Raw genomic sequence first — 19,506 nt, 5'->3', positions numbered from 1 at the left:
TTCTGATAGAAATTTTTAGCCGTAATTTGCGCAGGTAGGAGCGCATTTTTTGGCGCTGGGTCGCCGGGGCTGGCTTGCAATTTTCGACATTTGCGGGGAAACTATCGGACGTTAGGAAATTGAACGGGCTCGCTGCGGGCCACCCCGGCGCGCGAACTAGCCCCTGAGGCAAGGAGACACACATGTCTGATTCGGTAGACACCCAAATTTCCAACTATTACGACAAGCTGCTCAAGCGCAACGCGGGCGAGCCAGAGTTCCACCAGGCGGTCTCTGAGGTACTGGAATCGCTCAAGATTGTGCTGGAGAAGGACAGCCACTATGCCGACGATGGTTTGATTGAGCGCCTGTGTGAGCCAGAGCGCCAGCTGATCTTCCGCGTGCCGTGGATCGATGACCAGGGTCAGGTGCAGGTAAACCGCGGCTTCCGCGTGCAGTTCAACTCCGCGCTGGGCCCCTACAAGGGCGGGCTGCGCTTCCACCCTTCGGTCAACCTGGGCATCATCAAGTTCCTGGGCTTTGAGCAAATCTTTAAGAACTCCTTGACCGGTTTGCCCATTGGCGGCGGCAAGGGTGGGTCTGACTTTGACCCCAAGGGCAAGTCCGACCGCGAAATCATGCGCTTTTGCCAGTCTTTTATGACGGAGCTGCACCGCCACATCGGCGAATACCGCGACGTCCCCGCCGGTGACATTGGCGTAGGCGGCCGCGAGATCGGCTTCCTCTTTGGCCAGTACCGCCGCCTGTCCAACCAGCATGAGTCCGGTGTATTGACCGGCAAGGGCTTGGCGTGGGGTGGCTCCCTGGTGCGCACCGAGGCTACCGGCTACGGCTTGGTGTACCTGACCCAGGAAATGATGCAGACTCACGGTGAGTCTTTCGACGGCGCCAAGGTCATTGTCTCCGGCTCCGGCAACGTGGCCATTTACGCGGCGCAAAAAGTTCAACAACTCGGCGGAACCGTGGTGGCCATGTCGGACTCTTCCGGCTACATCACCTGCCCGAATGGTGTAGACATTGACCTGATCAAGGATGTCAAGGAAGTGCGCCGTGAGCGGATTTCTGCCTACGCTGCCGAGGCTGGCAGCGGAGTGGAATACCACGCGGGTGGAAACATCTGGGAGGTTGCCGCTGACGTGGCCCTGCCGTGTGCCACCCAAAATGAGCTCGACGGCGATGATGCCAAGCTCCTGGCGGACAATGGCGTGCGCTACGTCGCCGAAGGTGCCAACATGCCGTGCACCCCGGAAGCGGTGCACTACTTCCAGTCTGCCGATGTCAACTTCGCGCCGGGTAAGGCTGCCAACGCCGGTGGTGTGGCCACCTCAGCGCTGGAAATGCAGCAAAACGCCACCCGCGATAGCTGGTCCTTCGAGTACACCGACGAGCGTTTGCGCCAGATCATGACCAACATCTTCAAGAATGTCGATAAGACTGCCAAGCAGTACGACCGCGAGGGTGACTACGTCATTGGTGCGAACATCGCGGGCTTTAAGAAGGTTGCGGACGCAATGCTGGCCCAGGGGATTATCTAGGGTGCGCTAAATCTGGTCCGCTTCGTAGCGTGGGAGACCGCGCGCGGGGCGGGTGCGCAGTACGCTTGCAGTCTATGTACCGAGTGTTCGAGACCCTTGATGAGCTAGTGCAAATCCTGGAGCAAGCCTACGGCGTGCCCATGACGTCCAACTGCGTAGTGCCCCGCAATGACATGCTGGGGCTGCTCGATGAGCTGCGCAATGCGCTACCCGTCGAATTGGATGATGCCCAAGATGTCCTCGACAAGCAAGACTCCATCCTGCATGGCGCCCAGGACCGCGCCGACCAAATGGTGGCGGAGGCCGATGAACAGGCCCGCACCACCATCGCGCGCGCGGAGGAGGACTCCCACGCCATGGTCAATGATGCCCAACACCGTGCGACCACCATGGTGGCCCAGGCGGAAGACAAGGCAGCGCGCACCGTGGACCAAGCCCAAGCGGAGTATGAGCGCCTGGTGGACTCCGGTAACCAGGCTTACGATCGCTCGGTAGAAGAGGGCCGCCAGGAGCAAGCCCGCCTGGTTTCCGAGTCTGAGGTGGTGCGCCGCGCCGAAGACGAGGCCCACCGCGTGGTGGAGGCCGCCCACACCGAATCCGCTCGCCTGCGCCGTGAATGCGACGAGTTTGTCGACGCCAAGCTGGGGCAGTTCGAAGAATCACTCACGGGTATTTTACGCACCATCGGCAATGACCGGCAGGCATTGCGGCACGGGGCGGGGGCATCGGGAAGAAATGCCTACGAGTCGCGCTACGACGGCGGCTATGAGCAAGGCGGATACTCCCGCTCCTAGCGGCAGGAGGTGGCGCCGTGGTGCCTGCGCGGGGTAACTTCTTAACCATGACATCACCATTTGTATTCAACGTTGCGCAACTGTTGCGCAGCCACGGTGAAGACGCCCTGCCGCAACAGGTGACCCAAACCGGGCCGGCCCCGCAGCGCATAGGCGTAGAAATGATTGCTATTCCTGAAGGCGGCGAGGTGGAAGTCGACGCCACCCTAACCCCACTGGGCGGGGCCATTTTGGTCGACGCCGATATCCGCGCCACCCTTCACGGCGAGTGCGTGCGCTGCTTAGCCCCCCTCCACCCACCGCTAGATTTACACGTATCCCAGGTCTTTGCCGCAGACGCGGACTTTATTAGCGGTGACCCGCTGGAGGATGAAGACACCGGCTCAGGCGATGAGGTCCCGCAGATTGACCACGATGAGCTGGACTTGCTGCAGACCGTTATTGATGAGGCTGGACTGAACCTGCCGTTTAACCCCACGTGCGAGGGCGGCTGCGACTACATTGCCGCAGAGGGCGTGACCACCGGGGTCTCCGGGGAAGAGCCGGCCTCAACCGATCTGCGCTGGGCAGGACTGGAGAAGTTCCTATGAGTAAAAAGGCCACTGTAAGCGGTGAAGAATACATGGAGTCCGTCCTGGCCACGCTGGACTTAAACAAGCTCCAACAAGCCCTGGGCACGCGGATTCCCTACGAGCTGCTGCGCTTAGCGCTCACGCACCGCTCCTTTGCTAATGAGAATGGGTTTTTGCCCAACAATGAGCGCCTGGAGTTCTTAGGCGACGCCGTTCTGGGGTTGTCGGTCGCCTCCCAGCTCTATGATCAGTACCCCTCGCGCCCGGAGTCGGACATTTCGAAGATGCGCGCCTCCATGGTCTCGCGCTATGGGCTGGCAGACGTGGCCCGCGAAATTGGCCTGGGCCCGTTTATCCTGCTGGGCAGGGGGGAGGTCCTCAACGGCGGTAGTGACAAAGACTCGATTCTGGCGGATACCACGGAGGCTCTCTTCGGTGCCATCTACATCGCCCATGGTTTTGAGACTGCCCGGGAGGTGATTTTGCGTCTGTTTAAAGAAAAGATTGATAATGCCACCTCCGCCGGCCGCCACCTGGACTGGAAGACAACCCTGCAGGAGTTGTGTGCCCAGCACAAATTGCGCTTGCCGGTCTATGAGTTCACCTCCACCGGCCCGGAGCACGAGCAGGTGTTTACCGTCCACGCCTATGTCAATGGCACGCTCCTGGGCACCGGCGTGGGTACGAAGAAGAAGCTCGCGGAGGCAGAGGCCGCCCAGCAGGCGTGTGAGGCCTTGCGCCAAAACCCGCGCCTGGGGTCCCAGTTGGCTCAGGGCGGTGCGCCCGAAGGTAGCGCATAAGCTCGTGCCGGAGCTACCCGAAGTCGAATCAGTGCGCAGGGGTTTGCAGACCTACCTGCCAGGGCGCACTTTTGACCGTGTTGAGGTGCTGCACCCGCGGGCTGTTCGGGGCCAGGACGCGCCCATGGCAGGCCTGTTGGAAGGGCGCACGGTAGAAGGCATCGGGCGTCGCGGCAAATTCCTGTGGTGTGAGTTTGCTGGCGAGGACTCAGTGGATCCCCACCGCGACGTCTTGCACATTCACCTGGGCATGTCTGGGCAGCTGCGGGTCGGCACGCAGGATTCCCGGCACGTGCGCATCCGGGCAATATTGGACGATGGCACCCAACTGAGCTTCGTTGACCAGCGCACGTTCGGGTACTGGCGCCTGGGGCCGTGGGCAGACATTTCCCACATTGCCCCAGACCCGCTAGAGGAGCAGTTTTCTGCCGATGCCGCCGCCACCGCCCTGCGCTCTACCCGCAGGGTGGTCAAGGCTGTGTTGTTGGACCAGGCGGTGTTAAGCGGTGTGGGGAACATTTATGCCGATGAGTCGCTGTGGCTGGCGCAGATTCACCCGCAGACGCGTGCCTGCGAGCTGAGCCAGGTCCAAGCGCTGAGGCTGGTGGCTGCGGTACAAGATGTGATGCGCCGCGCGCTGGACGCCGGCGGGACCAGCTTTGATGCCCTCTACGTCAACGTCAACGGCGAATCGGGATATTTTGCGCGTTCCCTGCAGGCCTACGGCCGAACTGGCCAGCCGTGCGAGCGCTGTGGAAGTGAGATAATCCGCGCGGTAGTCGCCGGGCGCGGCACGCATTGGTGCCCGTCCTGCCAAACGCTGCCAGGCGCCCCGTAGCGGGGGCAATAGTATCCGCATTAAATAGGTAGATCCTAAACCTGACGGTTATGGTATTGCGCATGCAAGATCTTTTCAGTTCCGTCATTGGGACGATCAACTCGTCACTCTGGACGTATATTCTACCCTGGCTGCTTATCGCCGCCGGGGTGTATTTTGGTGCCCGCACCGCCGTGGTGCAACTGCGGATGATCCCGGACATGTTCCGTTCAGTGGTTGAGCGCCCCAAGGGGGTAGGCGCGGACCAAGACGCCGACTACGGGGGAATCTCTGCCTTCAAGGCCTTCACCATCTCTGCGGCCTCCCGTGTGGGTACCGGCAATGTCGCGGGTGTGGCCGTGGCCATTTCTGTCGGCGGTCCGGGCGCGGTGTTTTGGATGTGGATCATCGCGCTGCTAGGCGGGGCAACCTCCTTTGTAGAGTCCACCCTGGCGCAGCTGTGGAAAGTCCGTGATGGAGATGCCTACCGCGGTGGCCCGGCCTACTACATGAACCGCGGCCTGGGCTGGAAGAAGATGGCCGTCGTCTTCTCCATCGCCATTGCGATCACCTTCGGCTGGTTCTACAACGCCTTCCAAACCAACGCCATCATTGACTCTTTGGCCACGTCCTTCGATAATGACTCCTTTGGATTTAAGGCCACGGTGGGAGCGATCATCGCGGCCATTACGGCAATCATCATCATTGGGGGTGTGCAGCGTATTGCTAACATCACCCAGGTCGTGGTGCCGTTTATGGCGTCTGCCTACTTGATTGTGGGCCTGATCGTGGTGGTACTCAACTTCGGCGAAGTCCCGGGCATGATCCGCGACATCGTCGGCGCAGCTTTCGGCCTGCGGGAGTTCGCCGGGGCCACCATCGGTGCGGCCATGATGAAAGGCATCCAACGCGGCCTGTTTTCCAACGAGGCCGGCGAAGGCTCCGCGCCCAACGCCGCGGCAACTGCCACCGTGTCGCACCCGGTCAAGCAGGGCCTAGTGCAGACGCTGGGCGTATATTTCGACACGCTGGTTGTGTGCAGCATCACAGCTTTCATCATTTTGCTGGGCACTGACTTCGAAAGCTTCGGCTCCGATGAGATTGCTGGCGTCACCCTTACCCAAGACGCCCTGGCGTCCACCGTGGGCGCCTGGGGTATCCACTTCGTGACCTTCATCCTGTTCTTCCTGGCGTTTTCTTCTATCCTGGGCAACTACTACTTGGCTGAAGCCAATGTGGGCTACCTCAGCGACAATAAGGCCACCTTGTGGATCTTCCGCATCGCCGTTCTCGGCTTCGTCTTCTACGGCGCGGTAGCCCCGCTGGGCACCGTCTTCGACCTGGCAGACACCGGGGCAGCGATCATGGTTCTGCTCAACGTCGCGGCCATCGTGCCGCTATGCGGCGTGGCCATCAAACTGCTGAAGAACTACAACGAGCAGCGTCGTCGCGGCGTGGACCCCGTCTTCCACCGCGACATGCTGCCCGAGCTGCCCAACGTCGAAGCCTGGGACGGCACCGACCCGGTAACCCGCCGCAGCAAGGAAGACCAGGCGACCTTGCGCGGCATCGGCAAGCACTAGCGCCATGGAACGCTTGACAGCATTTGTCCACGGCGAGGTCCAGGGCGTGGGCTTTCGCTGGTGGACCCGCGCCCGGGCGCTCGAACTCGGCCTGACCGGGCACGCCACCAACCTGCGCGACGGCCGCGTGCAAGTCGTCGCCGAAGGGCCCCGGGCCGACTGCGAGACCCTGCTGCGCTACCTGGAGGAACAACCTTCGACCCAGGGTCGGCCAGGAATCGTGCGCACCGTGGTAGCGCAGTGGGCCGCACCCCGCGGGGAGAGCGGTTTCCGCGAACGTTAGGCCGCCCAAACTCCCAGCCGACGGGTGCTAAACTCACACGAATGCACCTCAAATCGCTCACGCTCAAAGGCTTCAAATCCTTCGCGTCAGCGACGGCACTCAAATTCGAACCGGGCATCTGCGCCGTGGTGGGGCCCAACGGCTCCGGGAAATCCAACGTGGTAGACGCCCTGGCGTGGGTTATGGGGGAGGGCAGCGCCAAGACCCTGCGCGGCGGCAAAATGCAAGACGTCATCTTTGCCGGCGCCGGGGAACGCAAAGCCCTAGGCCGAGCGGAAGTTACCCTCACCATTGATAACTCCGACGGCGCCCTGCCCATCGACTACACCGAAGTCTCTGTAACCCGCCGCATGTACCGCGACGGCGCCAGTGAATACGAAATCAACGGCGCCAAAGCGCGCCTGATGGACATTCAAGAACTGCTCAGCGATAGCGGCATCGGACGCGAGATGCACATTATCGTCGGCCAGGGAAAGCTGGCAGAAATCCTTGAATCCCGCCCGGAAGACCGGCGTTCCTATATCGAGGAAGCCGCCGGCGTGCTCAAACACCGCCGCCGCAAAGAAAAAGCCCAGCGCAAACTGGTGGGCATGCAGGCAAACCTGGACCGGCTCCAGGACCTGACGGATGAATTGGGCAAGCAACTCAAGCCCCTGGCCCGGCAAGCGGAGGCTGCGCAGCGCGCCGCTACCGTGCAGGCTGCACTGCGGGAGTCTCGTTCCTGGCTGGCTGGGCATCAAGTGATGGAGTTACGCGCCAAGCTAGACTCCGCGGCCTTTCAGGCGGCAGCACTGGCTGAACAACAGGCGCAAGTATCCGCCCAGGTGGAAACCGCTGCGGCAGAGCATGCTGACGTGGAGGCCCAATTAGCCCAGGCCCAGCCCGCTGCTGAAGCCGCGCAAAAGCTGTGGTTTGACCTATCTTCCTTAGCTGAGCGCATTTTGGCCACCCAACGCATCGCGGCGGAGCGCGCCGCCAACGTGGGCAGCCAGGTAGCCTACGCCGGCCAGGATCCGGAGGAGCTAGAAGCCCGCGCGCTCCACGCCGAGGACGACTACGCACTCTTGCTTGAGGCCGCCGAAGAGGCCGCCGCCCGCCTGGAAATGGTGCGGGAGGAAGTTGCCAACGCCCAAGATGCCTTTACGGCTGCCGACCGAGAACACATGGCAGCGTTGCGCGTTGTCGCGGACCGACGCGAGGGCGTGGTGCGCCTGATTGCAGAAGAAGAATCCCTCGCTCAGCAGCTGAGTGTCCTGGAGGCGGACATTGCGACTCAGGATGAGTTTCTGCGCGGCACCCGGCAGCGCGCGCAGGCCACCCAGCGCGAGGCCGAGGAAGCCGCCGTAGCGCTCGCGGAGCTGCAGGCCAACCGCCAGCCGCTGGAAGAGAACAACCTGCGGGCGGCAGCAGAGTCCGCGGCCGCGGACAAACGCCTGGAGCAGCTGCGCGATAGCCAACGCGAACACGAACGCGCGGTGTACACATTGCGTTCGCGTATTGAGACGCTGGCTTCAACGGCGCCGCAAGCTCCGGAGTTGGAAGGCGACTTCGCGCCCATCGCGCAGCACATCTCTACGAAGTATGGCACGGCGTTATCCGCCGCGTTGGGCGCGTTTAGCGAGGCCCTGACCGGCACGTTCGACGCCCAGACCGTCGAGGCACTTCAGGAAGCCAGCAAGACTGTGCTGGTGGATGCCCACGCCGCCGCTACTGCCCCGTGGCGCATTGACGCCGTCCTGCCCTCAGGCGCGCAATGGCTGCTGGACCTGGTCAGCCTCGAGCCCCCGGTGGCGTCGGCGCTCAACCGCTTGCTTGCCGATGTCGTCTTAGCCCCCACCTATGCCCAGGCCCGTGCGATTGTAGAAGAGGATCCTCGCCTGCGGGCCGTAACCGAAGCCGGGGTACTGTGCGGCCAAGGATGGGTGCAAGCCGGGCGCGGAGGATCTTCCACCGTGGAAGTTGCTGGGCGGATCCGTGCCGCGGAGGAGGAACTCGACATCGCCCAGCAACAGCTAGAAGAACTGTCCGGAACGTTTGAAGGCGCCCAGGTGGCCGCCGAAGACGCCCGAGTGGCTGCAGCCAGCGCAAAGGCTGAGCTGCGCGAGCATGACGCCCAGATCACCGCTTGGACGCGCGACCACGAACGCTTGCTCAAACAACACGACGCGAGCAAAGCGGAACACACCAAGGCGGCAGACCGTGCCACCGACATGGAGGTGCGACTGGCTGCGTTGCGTGCGGCGCGCGACGACGTCCGTGACCGTTTAGCCCGCGTGGAGCTCGACGAGCAGCCAGAAGAACCCTCCTCCCAAGCGCGCGATGCCGCCCAGGCAGCCCTCGAACAGGTCAAAGGCATGGAGTTAGAGGCACAGTTGGCGGCCCGCTCAGCCCAAGACGCCGCAGCCCAGGCCTCTGGGAAAGCCGATGCCCTCCGCCGGCAGGCCGCGCACGAGCGCCAAGCGAAAGCCCGCCACGAGCAAGCCATGGCCCGCCGGGCCGCCCAGGCGAAGTTGGCACGCGCTGTAGAAGACCATGCGCGGGACCTGGCCCAGCGCACAGCCGCAGCCTTGGAGCGCGCGACTGTCAGTCGGGACGAGGCCGTGGCTACGCGCACCCAACTGAGTGCTCGACTTCAGGAGTCCGCCGCGCAGCTCAACTCGTTGCGAGGGCAGCTAGAGCGCCTGACCACCAACGCCCACAGTATGGAGGTCGCGCGTTCTGAGGCACAGGTGCGCGTGGACGAGGCCGAGGCACGCATCTCCCAGCAACTAGGAGTCGCGATCGCGGACTTACTGCGCGACTACACTCCTGGGCCCGACTTTGACGTCGCCGCTGAGCGCGCCCGCTTGAAGCAAGCAGAAAAAGACCTTAATGCGCTGGGTAAAGTCAATCCGCTGGCGCTGGAGGAATACAAGGCGCTAGAGGAGCGTTACTCGTTCCTGTCGACGCAGTTAGAAGACGTCTTGCAGGCCCGCAAGGATTTAAGCGAGGTCATTGAGGACGTGGACGCGCAGATTCTACAGCTGTTTACCGATGCCTGGCGCGATGTAGAAGCCGAGTTCCCCAAAGTTTTTCAGACGCTGTTTCCCGGCGGTGAGGGCCGACTGATTCTCACCGATCCAGACGACATGCTGGCCACTGGCATTGAGGTGGAGGCCCGCCCACCGGGCAAGAAGGTCAAGCGTCTGTCCTTGCTTTCCGGTGGCGAAAAGTCGTTGACCGCCCTGGCAATGCTGGTGGCCATCTTCCGTGCCCGCCCAAGCCCTTTTTATGTCATGGACGAGGTTGAGGCTGCCTTGGATGACGTCAATCTTCGCCGCCTCATCGCCTTGTTTGAGGAGCTGCGCAAGGACTCCCAGCTTATTGTGATCACTCACCAGAAGCCCACTATGGACGTGGCCAATGTGCTCTACGGTGTGACCATGCGCGGCGACGGCGTCACGCGCGTCATTTCGCAGCGCATGAACCCCGCCGGCGCAGCCCCCGGCACGAATAGTGCCGCCCAGGATGCCACCCGCCTAGGCGTCGACCGCGCCTAGCCTGCCGATACCCCGTCCCTCACCGTCTGCCGCCCGCCCCTCTTGCTTCGTGTAGGTGTGCTCGCACGTCTGGCCCCTTCCGCGCGTTTTTGGTCGTCGCGGTTGGGGCTGTGTGCTTTCCGATGCCGCCAGCTCCCTACCGTCAGCATTCCTGTCATCTGGCAAGAGGCCGTATACCTTCCGGCCGGTCGGCCGGCTGGCAGTGAGGCCTCTAGCTGGTTTGCTGGCGGCTAGCTTTCCGGTGGCGGTGTTGCCTGGTGGTGGGCTTCCGGTGGTGGTGTTGCTTGGTGGTGGGCGGGCGGTGGGGTGTCGGTGGGTGGGAAGTTGGTGGGTGTGGCTGATGGCGGTGTGGGCGCGGGGCGGGTTTGTATTGGTGGGGCGCCACCGGGTGCTTGCCACCCAACCCCGGTACCCATGCGTACCATCCGGCCTCGGGTTATCGGGATACCGTCTGGCGGGTGGTCCTCATTAGCACCGTTATGGTGCGGACACAACGGGGTCAAATTCGACATGTTGGTCTGGCCACCGTGGTTCCAGGGTTGGATGTGGTGGATCTGGCACTTATCAAACGGCAAGTGGCAGTCTATCCAGGAGCATTCTGCTCCTTCGGCGAGTAGCAATAAGCGTTGCTTAGAGTTAGCGGTACGCGAATAACGGTACAAATCCAGAGGACCATGCTCGCGCGATAGCGCTGCGATAAACCCATAGTCCAGACACAGGCGTTCCAGGAGGTCTTTGCCGGTGAGGATGGCGCCGTTGGAGGCGCGAACGCGAATATCGGCATCGGTGGGATACCGGCCGGGGTTGTGCATCCGGTCGACGAACTCACAAATCTGATCCAGGTAGATGGGGATGATTGGGATGTAGCGTTGTTTGCCAGCACCCCCGCCCCTGAAGGCTGCAAGGAAGCTTTCTACTTGGTCTTGAGGGTCAACCACAGCGTGGACGTCCATAATGTCGACAGACTTGCCCGTAGCTTTCAGCGTGGCCAGCCCATTAGCGTGATGGGTGAGGCTCACGCCTTCTTTAACTTCACGCGGCTTGGCTAGTTTCTTCAACTGCTCACGCGCAACGGCCTCAATTTGTGCGGCAGGCGTCTTGCACAGTTTGACGCGTAGTTTCCATTTGGCGAGTTTGTCACTAACTCGCTTGGTTTTGGACTCGATGAAGTCTAAGGCTTCAGCAGAATGTCCTTGGTTGCGGGCGGCGGTTAGGGCTTTGTATTGCAGGCCGGTGTAGGTGGTGGGTCCGTAGTAGGTGTTGTATAGCGTGACGTACTTGCGTGCGACAAGTGGGCACAGCCCGTTTGCCGTGAGGTCTTCGACGCTGTGGCCGGCGAATCCGGCTAGGGCGTCGATGACGGGGCCTTGGCCCGCAAGTAGTGTCTCGAAGTTCATGCCACCGAGAATAAACACTCTCGCGAGACGTTCGCAAGGGTTATCGGAAAATTGTCCACTCGAGTGTGCAATGAGGGTAAACTTTGGGACGATTTACCGATGGTAATGGGGGCACCCACACGGGGGTAGCGCAACCCAGATGGGGTAGCGCGGTTGCGGCGCACAAGCGGGATTGTGGTCGAGGTGTCAGCGCCGGGTCGTAGAGACGGGCCACGCGTAGGTGGCAGGCCGTGGGGAGGGGGAACCAGGATGTTGGCGTCAAGTGGGCAGGAATCCAGGGCCGGGTGTGAGCGCCACGCTGGCGGGGTGGCGGCCAGAATGTGGGCACTAAGCAGTTGGCGGTGAAGGAACATGGCGGGGATTTGAATGCGAGCTCCAGGCGGAGGGCACCAGCCTGAGACGGAATACGAGCCTGAGACGGGATAGATGCTCCAGGCGGTGGGCACGAGCCTGAGATTGGGCGGAGGTTTCGGGCGCAGGGGCATCGGCAGGCTAAGGGGCGGCGGATAATGGTGCCTTTGACTGCGGGATTTGGCACTATAGAGGAATGAATACTTCGCAACTCGTTATTATCGGCATCGTTTTGGTGCTGCTGATCGTTGTCCTCCTTGTGGTGCTGGGCAAAAAGCGCGGGGAGGCCAAGAAGGTCTCCTTTGATAAGACTCAGCAGCAAAAGGAACTGACCCGTGAGCAGAAATCTGGAAATTACCAGGCGCAGGGCGGGTTTAATTTCGCTCCAGCAGGTAGTGCGCAGCCTGAACCGATGCGGGCAGCACCCGCGCAGCCGGAGCCAGCGCCCGCAGAATCTGCGGGGGTACAGCCACAGGAGGTGTCCGTGGCGCAGGCCAACGAGGCTCCCGCGGCGCAGCCGCCAGAGATGCCTGTGGTGGAACCCGCAGAGGACGTGCCAGCTGGCGATGAGGGGGTATCAGCAGGCACGGCTGCTGAGCAGCCTTCCGCAACAGAGATTGCTAACGCGCAGCTGGCAGAGGTGCGCGCGAACCAGGAGGAGACGCCGATCTTCGAAGAAGTAGCTGAGGATCATGGTGATCAGGCCACGGCTGACGCGGTGGAGGATATTAGCGAGCAGGGGCATCGTGAGGCTGTCGAGTCCGCGGTTGCGGCAAGTGCTCAGGCGGATGCCATCGAGCAGGCGCTTGAGGAGGCCGAGCCGGCAGCAACAGAGTCTGAACCACAAGGCGCAGAGGCTGAGTCGTCAGCTGCACAGCCAGAGCCGGCAATCACGGAGGCCGCGCCAGCAGCTGCTGAGCCGGGGCAGGCAGTTGCCGAGCCCAACCAAGAAGCTGCAGAGCCTGCGGCGGTAGAAGCGCAGACGCGCGAGGTTGAGCAGATTGCTCCGGCAGGGGGGCGTATCGGCAGGCTACGCGGGCGGCTGTCGCGCTCACAGAATGCTATTGGGCAGGGGTTGATGGGGATTTTGTCTGCAGGCGACCTGGATGAGGACGCCTGGGAGGAAATCGAAGACACCCTGATTATGGCGGACCTGGGTTCCAAGGCGACCGCGAAGGTAACGCAGGCCCTGCGGGAGAAAATTGCCCACAACGGTGTGGCCAGTGAGGAAGAAGCGCGCGCGATGCTGCGCGAGGTGCTCATCGAGGCAGGTCACCCGGAGATGGACCGCGCGATTAAGGCCATTCCACATGAGGGCAAGCCGGCGGTCATCATGGTGGTGGGCGTCAACGGTACGGGCAAGACCACCACGACCGGCAAGCTGGCGCGCGTACTGGTGTCGATGGGGCACAGGGTGCTGCTGGGAGCGGCGGATACCTTCCGTGCGGCAGCGGCGGATCAGCTGGAGACCTGGGGCCGGCGCGTGGGAGCGGAGACGGTGCGCGGCAAGGAAGGCGCAGACCCAGCGTCGGTGGCCTTCGACGCCGTGGCCGCCGGCGTGGAGCAGGGCGTAGACGTGGTGTTGGTAGACACCGCGGGGCGTTTGCACACCTCGGTAGACCTGATGGACCAGCTGGGCAAAGTCAAGCGCGTAGTGCAGAAAAAGTCCCAGGTCGATGAGGTGCTGCTGGTTATCGACGCGACGGTGGGCCAGAACGGGCTCATGCAGGCGCGCGTGTTCCGAGAGGTCGTCGACATCACCGGCGTGGTGCTGACCAAGCTGGATGGTACGGCCAAGGGCGGCATTGTCTTCCAAGTGCAAGAAGAACTCGGCGTGCCGGTCAAGCTGGTGGGCTTGGGTGAGGGTGCTGATGATTTGGCGCCGTTTGAGATTGAGGGCTTTGTCGACGCATTGCTAGGGGAGAAGCGCTAGGGCAAGGCCGCCACCGGCATGTGTTCGCGGTTTCTGTCAAGGCTGGTAGTCTGGACGTCGCTGTAAATGCTGTGATTTACCTGATCATGTTGGCATTTGTGAGATGTAACCGACCAATGTTTGTGAGGCGAGTTCGTTCGTGACTCTTGTGTATGTAGTCCTCCTCGCAGCACTGGCAGTTGTGCTCGCTCCTGTGACCGTGAAAGTCTGCGATCGTGCTGCGGGCTGGCCACTGGCCGCCCTGTTTGTTGCGGCAGCGGCGGTTCTCGGTTCGCGTCTACCGCAGGTCCTTGACGGAGAGCCGTTGACGGTGACTGTCACGTGGGTTCGCGATTTCCTCGCCCCTGGTGTGGACGTGAGTTTCTCCCTGCGCGGAGACGCCCTGAGCGTGTTCTTTGCCTTGCTCGCGCTTGTCATTGGCAGCGTGGTATTTATTTACTCCGCTGCCTACCTGCCCAAGGGGCACGGCAACACCAGTTTTTACACGTTGATGACGGCCTTTACGCTGTCCATTCTGCTACTGGTGTTGGCCAATGATGTCGTTGTGTTGTTCCTGGCTTGGGAATTGGTGTCCCTGGCTTCATTCATGTTGATTGCGCGTTCGGGGTCTTCGGGGGAGGCGGGGTCCCAGCGCACGCTGGTGCTGACCTTCATCGGCGGTTTGACGCTGTTGACTGCTTTGGCGGTGGCGGCTACTGCGACAGGAACCACCAGTATTGAGGGCATTCTGGCGTCCGGGGTGTGGGAGCAGCGCCCGGGTGTGACCGCTGCAGTGGCGGTGCTGGTGGCGGTTTCTGCCTTTACGAAGTCCGCCCAGTTCCCCTTCCATTTCTGGTTGCCGGAGGCAATGGCAGCGGCGACGCCGGTGTCGGCTTTCCTGCACGCGGCCGCTGTGGTCAAGGCGGGTGTGTATCTGCTCATTCGCTTCTCTACTATTTTCCATGATGTCGCGGTGTGGAATGTGCTGCTGATTGTGGTGGGCATGGGCACTGCGGTGATGTCCGCGGTCTTTGCGGTGCAGAAGACGGATTTGAAGAAGCTCACGGCGTACTCCACGGTGTCGCATTTGGGCTGGATTGTGGCCACCATTGGCGTGGGCACGCCTTTTGCTATTGGTGCCGCGGTGGTGCACACGCTGGCGCACGCGCTGTTTAAGTCCTCGCTGTTTATGCTAATTGGTGTCATTGACCATGAGGCTGGCTCGCGTGATATCCGCCGGCTGGGCAAGCTGTGGAATAAGATGCCGTGGACCTTTGGCGCCGTGCTGATTGGTGCGGCGTCCATGGCTGCAGTTCCGCCGCTGTTTGGTTTTGTATCCAAGGAGGGCATGCTTACCGCGCTTGCCGATGCCCCCTTTGGCACCGCTGGCACCATCGTCTTGCTGGCAGCTGCCGCGGTGGGTGCCTTCTTTACCTTTACGTATTCCGCCAAGATTGTCTTTGGCGCTTTTGTTGATGGCCCGCGCGATATGTCCGGAGTCCATGAGGCTCCGGTGCGCCTGTGGCTGCCTGCGGCGCTGCCAGGTTTTATGTCTTTGCCGGTGGTCTTCTTCATGGGGGCACTGGATGGGCCAGTGGATGCGGTTGTGGCGGCTGTGGGCATGGAGACCCATACGCACTTGAGCCTGTGGCATGGCATTAATACGCCGCTGTTGATTTCTGTTGCGGTGCTTGCAGTCGGCGCTGTCGGGATGGTCTACCGCAAGTCACTGTGGGCGGCCTTTGAGGGTAAGCGTTTGGTGCCCGCTACGGGCAATGAGCTCCTGGAGGGCGTGCACAAGGCGGCAACGTCTGTGGGGGTCTTTGTGGGCAAGATGTCGGATACCCATAATCCTTCGCGGCTTATTCTGCCCATCATTGTGCTGATTCTGGCGCTGACGGGTGCAACGGTGCTTAGCGATGGCGTCGATGGTGTCCCGCTGGCACCGCGCGTGGAGGGCCTGGATAATGCTTGGGACCTGTTGCCCCTGGCTATCGTGGCACTGTCCATGTGGGGTTTGGTGCGCACGCGCAATCGACTCACCGGTGCTGTCATGATCGGTACCGCAGGCACGGGCGTGACCTTGCAGATGTTCTTGCTGGGCGCGCCGGACGTGGCGCTGACGCAGTTTACGGTGGAGGCGCTGTCTGTCATCGTGATGATGATGGTGTTGCGCTACCTGCCGGAGAAGTTTCACCCGGTGCCGGACACCGAGCGCAAAGTGGGGTCGATTGTCATTGCGGTATTAGCCGGTGTGGCAGCGTTCCTGGGCGTGTGGGGCCTGATGGGCCGCAACGGGCGCTCCGATCTGGCATTGTGGTACCTCTCGGAAGCCCCGGGGATTACCGGTGGCGACAATGTGGTGGCCACCATCATCGTGGAGTTCCGTGCCCTCGATACGTTGGGCGAGCTCTCCGTGCTGGGTATGGCCGCGGTGGTTATCGCCGCGATTACCTCTACGCTGCCGCGTTTCCCGTTTACTTCCGGTACCCGCCCGGCGCCGTTTGGCCAGTCTCAGCTGAACTCGGTGCCGCTACGTAAGGGCTTGAGCATTGTGGTGCCCATTCTGGTGGTGCTGTCGGTGCTGGTGTTCTTCCGCGGACACAATGAGTCTGGTGGCGGTTTCCCGGCCGCGCTGATTATGGGCGCGGCTATCGGCTTGACCTACCTCTCGCGTGGTTCTGATGAGATCGTCTTTGGCCGGATGACGCCTATTCACCTCACCGGTGTGGGCATTATTATCGCGCTGGCCGCCGGGTTTATTGGCTACTGGCACGGTGGCCTGGGCAATGGCGGCTTCCTCACCGCTATCCACGGCCACGCCTTTGGCCAGCACTGGACTACCTCGCTGATCTTTGACCTGGGTATTTACCTAGCGGTGCTGGGCATGCTGACAATGGCCATCAATGCATTGGGTGGCTACTTGCGCCCGGGTACCGAACGCGACTATCTGCCGTGGATTCACGACGATAATTCCTCGCTGCCTAATACCCCGCAGATCGCGGTAGAGGATGCAGATGATCCTTACCCGGCCCCAATTAATCCGTCCTCGCGACCTTTGGGGTTGCTTGACCGCGGGGAGCGCCCGCAGGGAGGTGTGAAGTAATGATTCTGGCATTAACCATTGCCCTGCTTATCGGCTCTGCCGTCTACCTCATTCAGCAGCGCGGCCTGGTGCGCATTGTGCTAGGCATGATGGCTTTTGGTCACGGCGCAAACCTGACACTGCTGGCCACGGGCGTCTACTCTTACCGCGGCGAGTCCTTCCCGTCGGTGACTTCCATGGACCAGATGGCGGATCCTCTTCCGCAGGCTTTCGTACTGACCGCGGTGGTGATTTCTATGGCCACGTCCACTATCTTGCTGACCATGGCCGCCATGGGCGCTAATGATGACACGGACGTGGTGGAGCCGGTGGATGACAACACCATCGACCACGCCTTTAGCACCCTGGGTCGTGATGCCCAGAACCGGGAAATCCTGGCCCGCTCTGCCAACGCTGTGGAGCGCATTAAGAACGCGGAAGGAGGGGAGGTATAAATGCACACTGTCGAACAACTCCTGCCGCTGTTTCCCGCGGTGCCGCTGGTGGCTGCCGCGTTTGCATTGCTGGCCCCGTGGCGGGCGGTGCGCGACGGCATCATGCTGGTAATCCCCGGCATTGGTATTTTTGCTGGCCTGGGTTTGCTGGTGTTCACCATGAACAACGGGGTAGTGGCGCACAGCGTGGGCCTGTATCCGGGCAACGTTGGTATCGCCCTGGCGGCGGATTCTTTCTCGGCGCTGATGCTCATTACCACCATGATTGTCGCCTTCGGCGCGAATTGGTTTGCCATCGTGGGTGGTGAGACTAAGTCGCGCTACTACCCGTCGCTGACGCTGATCCTCATCACCGGTGTGTGCGGCGCCCTGCTGACCGCGGACCTGTTTAATTTCTTCGTGTTCATCGAGGTCATGCTGCTGCCCTCTTACGGGCTTATCACCATGTCCGGAACGTGGTCGCGCCTGGCGGCAGGCCGGGCCTTTGTGCTGGTCAATCTGTTTGCCTCGACCTTGCTGGTGGTGGGCGTGGGCTACGTCTACGCCACCTCCGGCAGCGTCAACCTGGCGGCTCTGGAAGGCGCGGCCGCCGGTGGCGGCCCGGTTACGGTGGCTTCCGGGCTCATCGTCATCGCCATTGCCGCGAAAGCGGGCGTGTTCCCGGTGCAATCCTGGCTGCCGCGCACCTACCCGGGGACGTCAGCGGCTGTCATGGGTCTGTTCTCCGGCCTGCATACCAAGGTTGCGGTGTACATGCTCTACCGCCTCTACGTGCACCTGTTTGACATGGACCCGCGCTGGGGCACCCTTATTGTCGTCGCCATGCTCATTTCCATGGTCATCGGCGCCTTCGGTGGTCTGGGGGAGAACTCCATCCGCCGGGTGCTGGGCTACCAGATGCTCAACGGCATGCCCATGATTCTGGTCATGCTCGCGTTCCTTTCGGCAGACGCCCAGCGTGCCCTTGCTGCGGGCATCCTCTATACCATTCACCATATGCTCACCGTGGGCTCGCTCATTTTGGCTTCCGGTGCCATAGAGGAGACCTACGGCACCGGCCGCCTGTCCAAGCTGTCGGGACTGGCACGCCGTGACCCGATTCTGGCCTGGATCTTCGCCGCTGGTGCCTTCTCCGTGGTGGGCTTTCCCCCATTTTCTGGCATGTGGGGCAAGGTCATGCTCGTCGTAGAGATCGCCCGGGTGGGCAACGCCTGGGCTTGGGTGGTCATCGGCGCAATCGTGGTCGCTTCCTTCGCCGCATTCTTGTCCATGCTGCGCGTGTGGCGGGAAGTCTTCTGGGGCAAGGACCTTCCGGTAGAAAAGGTTCCGCACGAGTTGGTCATCCGGAAAAAGCTCATGGCCCCGTCCGCAGCACTTATTATGGGCTCGCTGTGCATGTTCATCCTCTCGGGGCCCGTCATCGACGTCACCCTGGCAGCAGCCGAGGATCTGTTGGATACCGCCAGCTACACGCAAGCAGTGCTGGGCACCGACGCGGTAGCGCTGCCGGACCTGGCCGCAAGGGAGGGCCGTTAAATGAAAACCGTATTGACCTACGTTCCGTGGCTCATCAAGGAAATTTTTGTCGCAGGCTTTAGTTTGTCCCTGGACTCGCTCAAGGCGGACAACGGCTACCATCCCGTGGTGGTGCGCTATCCGCTCCGGATAACAAACGCGTGGGAGATTTTCTGGTTCACCTCGTCTATCACCGCCACCCCGGGCACGCTGTCGCTGGGACTGCGCGAGCCTCCCCGGGAGGGGCTGCCGCGTATCGTCATCGTCCAAGCCGTCCAGGGCAATGACCCGAAGGCCATCGTCGAATCCTTGGCGGACATGGAACAACGCCTCGCCCCGCACGTAAAGGGGATAGACTATGGCGTGCCCGGCCAAGGCCCGCACGCGGAGCTTGATGCAGCCTTCTATGAGTACCCCCTGGATACCTTGGGCCGTCATATGCGCTCCCCAGACCTTGCCAACGCCGAGGACACTCCCTTGGCTGCCGATGCCACTGCCAAGCACCCTGTCTGGCCGGGCAAGCAGGGCAAGGTGACGGTGCACCGGGGGCATCGGCAGGCTAAGGGCCATAAGCACGTGGAAGGAGAGAAATAATGTCTGCTTTTGGCTGGGTAGTGACCATCTGCGGGTTCATCATCGGCGCGGCTGTGTGTGCCAGCCTGTTGCTGGCACTGCGCACCCGCGACGAGCTCACCAGGGCGGTCGTTGCTGACAAGGTCTTCTACGGCATGGTGGCCATTTACCTACTGTGGTCCATGGTCAACCGCGCGCCGCTAGCTTATGACATCGTGCTGTTGGCTGCAGTGGTGGCCGGTGTGCTGCCTACGCTGTCCATGGCGCGCATCATCTCGAAGGGACGCCGATAAGC

At 61.9% G+C, this 19,506-nt stretch carries 15 protein-coding genes; 14 read left to right on the top strand and 1 reads right to left on the bottom strand.

The annotated features are described in order from the left end of the window. Positions 1-182: 182 nt before the first annotated feature. The 8 genes from gdhA to smc all read left to right on the top strand — a co-directional run bounded on the left by gdhA (position 183) and on the right by smc (position 9,923). Positions 183-1,535 carry an NADP-specific glutamate dehydrogenase gene (gdhA, locus tag G7Y31_RS07710; RefSeq protein ID WP_165006896.1) on the top strand — a complete coding sequence of 451 codons (1,353 nt, stop codon included), beginning with the start codon at positions 183-185 and terminating at the stop codon, positions 1,533-1,535. A 74-nt stretch (positions 1,536-1,609) separates the two neighbouring features. Beyond that, positions 1,610-2,329 (top strand): FliH/SctL family protein, encoded by a 720-nt coding sequence (locus tag G7Y31_RS07705; RefSeq protein ID WP_165006893.1) that lies wholly within the window; start codon positions 1,610-1,612, stop codon positions 2,327-2,329. A 47-nt stretch (positions 2,330-2,376) separates the two neighbouring features. After that, positions 2,377-2,919, top strand: coding sequence for a YceD family protein (locus tag G7Y31_RS07700; RefSeq protein WP_165006890.1), 543 nt, complete (start codon positions 2,377-2,379; stop codon positions 2,917-2,919). After that, positions 2,916-3,701 carry a ribonuclease III gene (rnc, locus tag G7Y31_RS07695; protein ID WP_165006887.1) on the top strand — a complete coding sequence of 262 codons (786 nt, stop codon included), beginning with the start codon at positions 2,916-2,918 and terminating at the stop codon, positions 3,699-3,701. The genes G7Y31_RS07700 and rnc overlap by 4 nt, the downstream gene beginning before the upstream one ends. Before the next feature lie 4 nt (positions 3,702-3,705). Beyond that, a complete protein-coding gene (gene mutM, locus G7Y31_RS07690; RefSeq protein ID WP_165006885.1) occupies positions 3,706-4,539 on the top strand; it encodes a bifunctional DNA-formamidopyrimidine glycosylase/DNA-(apurinic or apyrimidinic site) lyase in 834 nt (277 codons plus the stop codon). 62 nt (positions 4,540-4,601) lie between these two features. Beyond that, a complete protein-coding gene (locus G7Y31_RS07685) occupies positions 4,602-6,101 on the top strand; it encodes an alanine/glycine:cation symporter family protein (RefSeq protein WP_165006882.1) in 1,500 nt (499 codons plus the stop codon). Positions 6,102-6,105: 4 nt separating this feature from the next. Next, positions 6,106-6,384, top strand: a complete 279-nt coding sequence (locus G7Y31_RS07680) for an acylphosphatase (protein ID WP_165006879.1) — start codon at positions 6,106-6,108, stop codon at positions 6,382-6,384. Positions 6,385-6,425: 41 nt separating this feature from the next. Continuing rightward, the gene (smc, locus tag G7Y31_RS07675; protein ID WP_165006876.1) at positions 6,426-9,923 is read left to right on the top strand and encodes a chromosome segregation protein SMC; all 3,498 of its coding nucleotides are present in this window, start codon (positions 6,426-6,428) and stop codon (positions 9,921-9,923) included. Positions 9,924-10,153: 230 nt separating this feature from the next. On the opposite strand, the gene G7Y31_RS07670 is transcribed toward smc, so the two are convergent. Then, a complete protein-coding gene (locus G7Y31_RS07670) occupies positions 10,154-11,320 on the bottom strand; it encodes an HNH endonuclease signature motif containing protein (RefSeq protein ID WP_165006872.1) in 1,167 nt (388 codons plus the stop codon). 547 nt (positions 11,321-11,867) lie between these two features. Between G7Y31_RS07670 and ftsY the strand changes: the two genes are divergently transcribed. The 6 genes from ftsY to G7Y31_RS07640 all read left to right on the top strand — a co-directional run bounded on the left by ftsY (position 11,868) and on the right by G7Y31_RS07640 (position 19,504). Then, entirely contained in the window at positions 11,868-13,604 is a 1,737-nt protein-coding gene (gene ftsY, locus G7Y31_RS07665; protein ID WP_165006869.1) for a signal recognition particle-docking protein FtsY, read from the top strand. A gap of 139 nt (positions 13,605-13,743) precedes the next feature. Continuing rightward, complete coding sequence (locus G7Y31_RS07660; protein WP_165006866.1) at positions 13,744-16,689, top strand: DUF4040 family protein; 2,946 nt, start codon at positions 13,744-13,746, stop codon at positions 16,687-16,689. Continuing rightward, entirely contained in the window at positions 16,689-17,123 is a 435-nt protein-coding gene (locus G7Y31_RS07655) for a cation:proton antiporter subunit C (RefSeq protein ID WP_165006863.1), read from the top strand. The genes G7Y31_RS07660 and G7Y31_RS07655 overlap by 1 nt, the downstream gene beginning before the upstream one ends. Next, positions 17,124-18,659: a monovalent cation/H+ antiporter subunit D family protein gene (locus tag G7Y31_RS07650; RefSeq protein WP_165006860.1), complete on the top strand. Its 1,536-nt coding sequence runs from the start codon at positions 17,124-17,126 to the stop codon at positions 18,657-18,659. Continuing rightward, entirely contained in the window at positions 18,660-19,232 is a 573-nt protein-coding gene (locus G7Y31_RS07645) for a monovalent cation/H+ antiporter subunit E (RefSeq protein WP_165006857.1), read from the top strand. It begins immediately after the preceding gene. Then, positions 19,232-19,504, top strand: coding sequence for a cation:proton antiporter (locus G7Y31_RS07640; RefSeq protein ID WP_165006854.1), 273 nt, complete (start codon positions 19,232-19,234; stop codon positions 19,502-19,504). The genes G7Y31_RS07645 and G7Y31_RS07640 overlap by 1 nt, the downstream gene beginning before the upstream one ends. The last annotated feature ends 2 nt before the right edge of the window (positions 19,505-19,506 follow it).

This window comes from Corynebacterium lizhenjunii (assembly GCF_011038655.2).
GTDB lineage: Bacteria > Actinomycetota > Actinomycetes > Mycobacteriales > Mycobacteriaceae > Corynebacterium > Corynebacterium lizhenjunii.
This window is presented reverse-complemented; position numbering and strand designations above follow the sequence as displayed.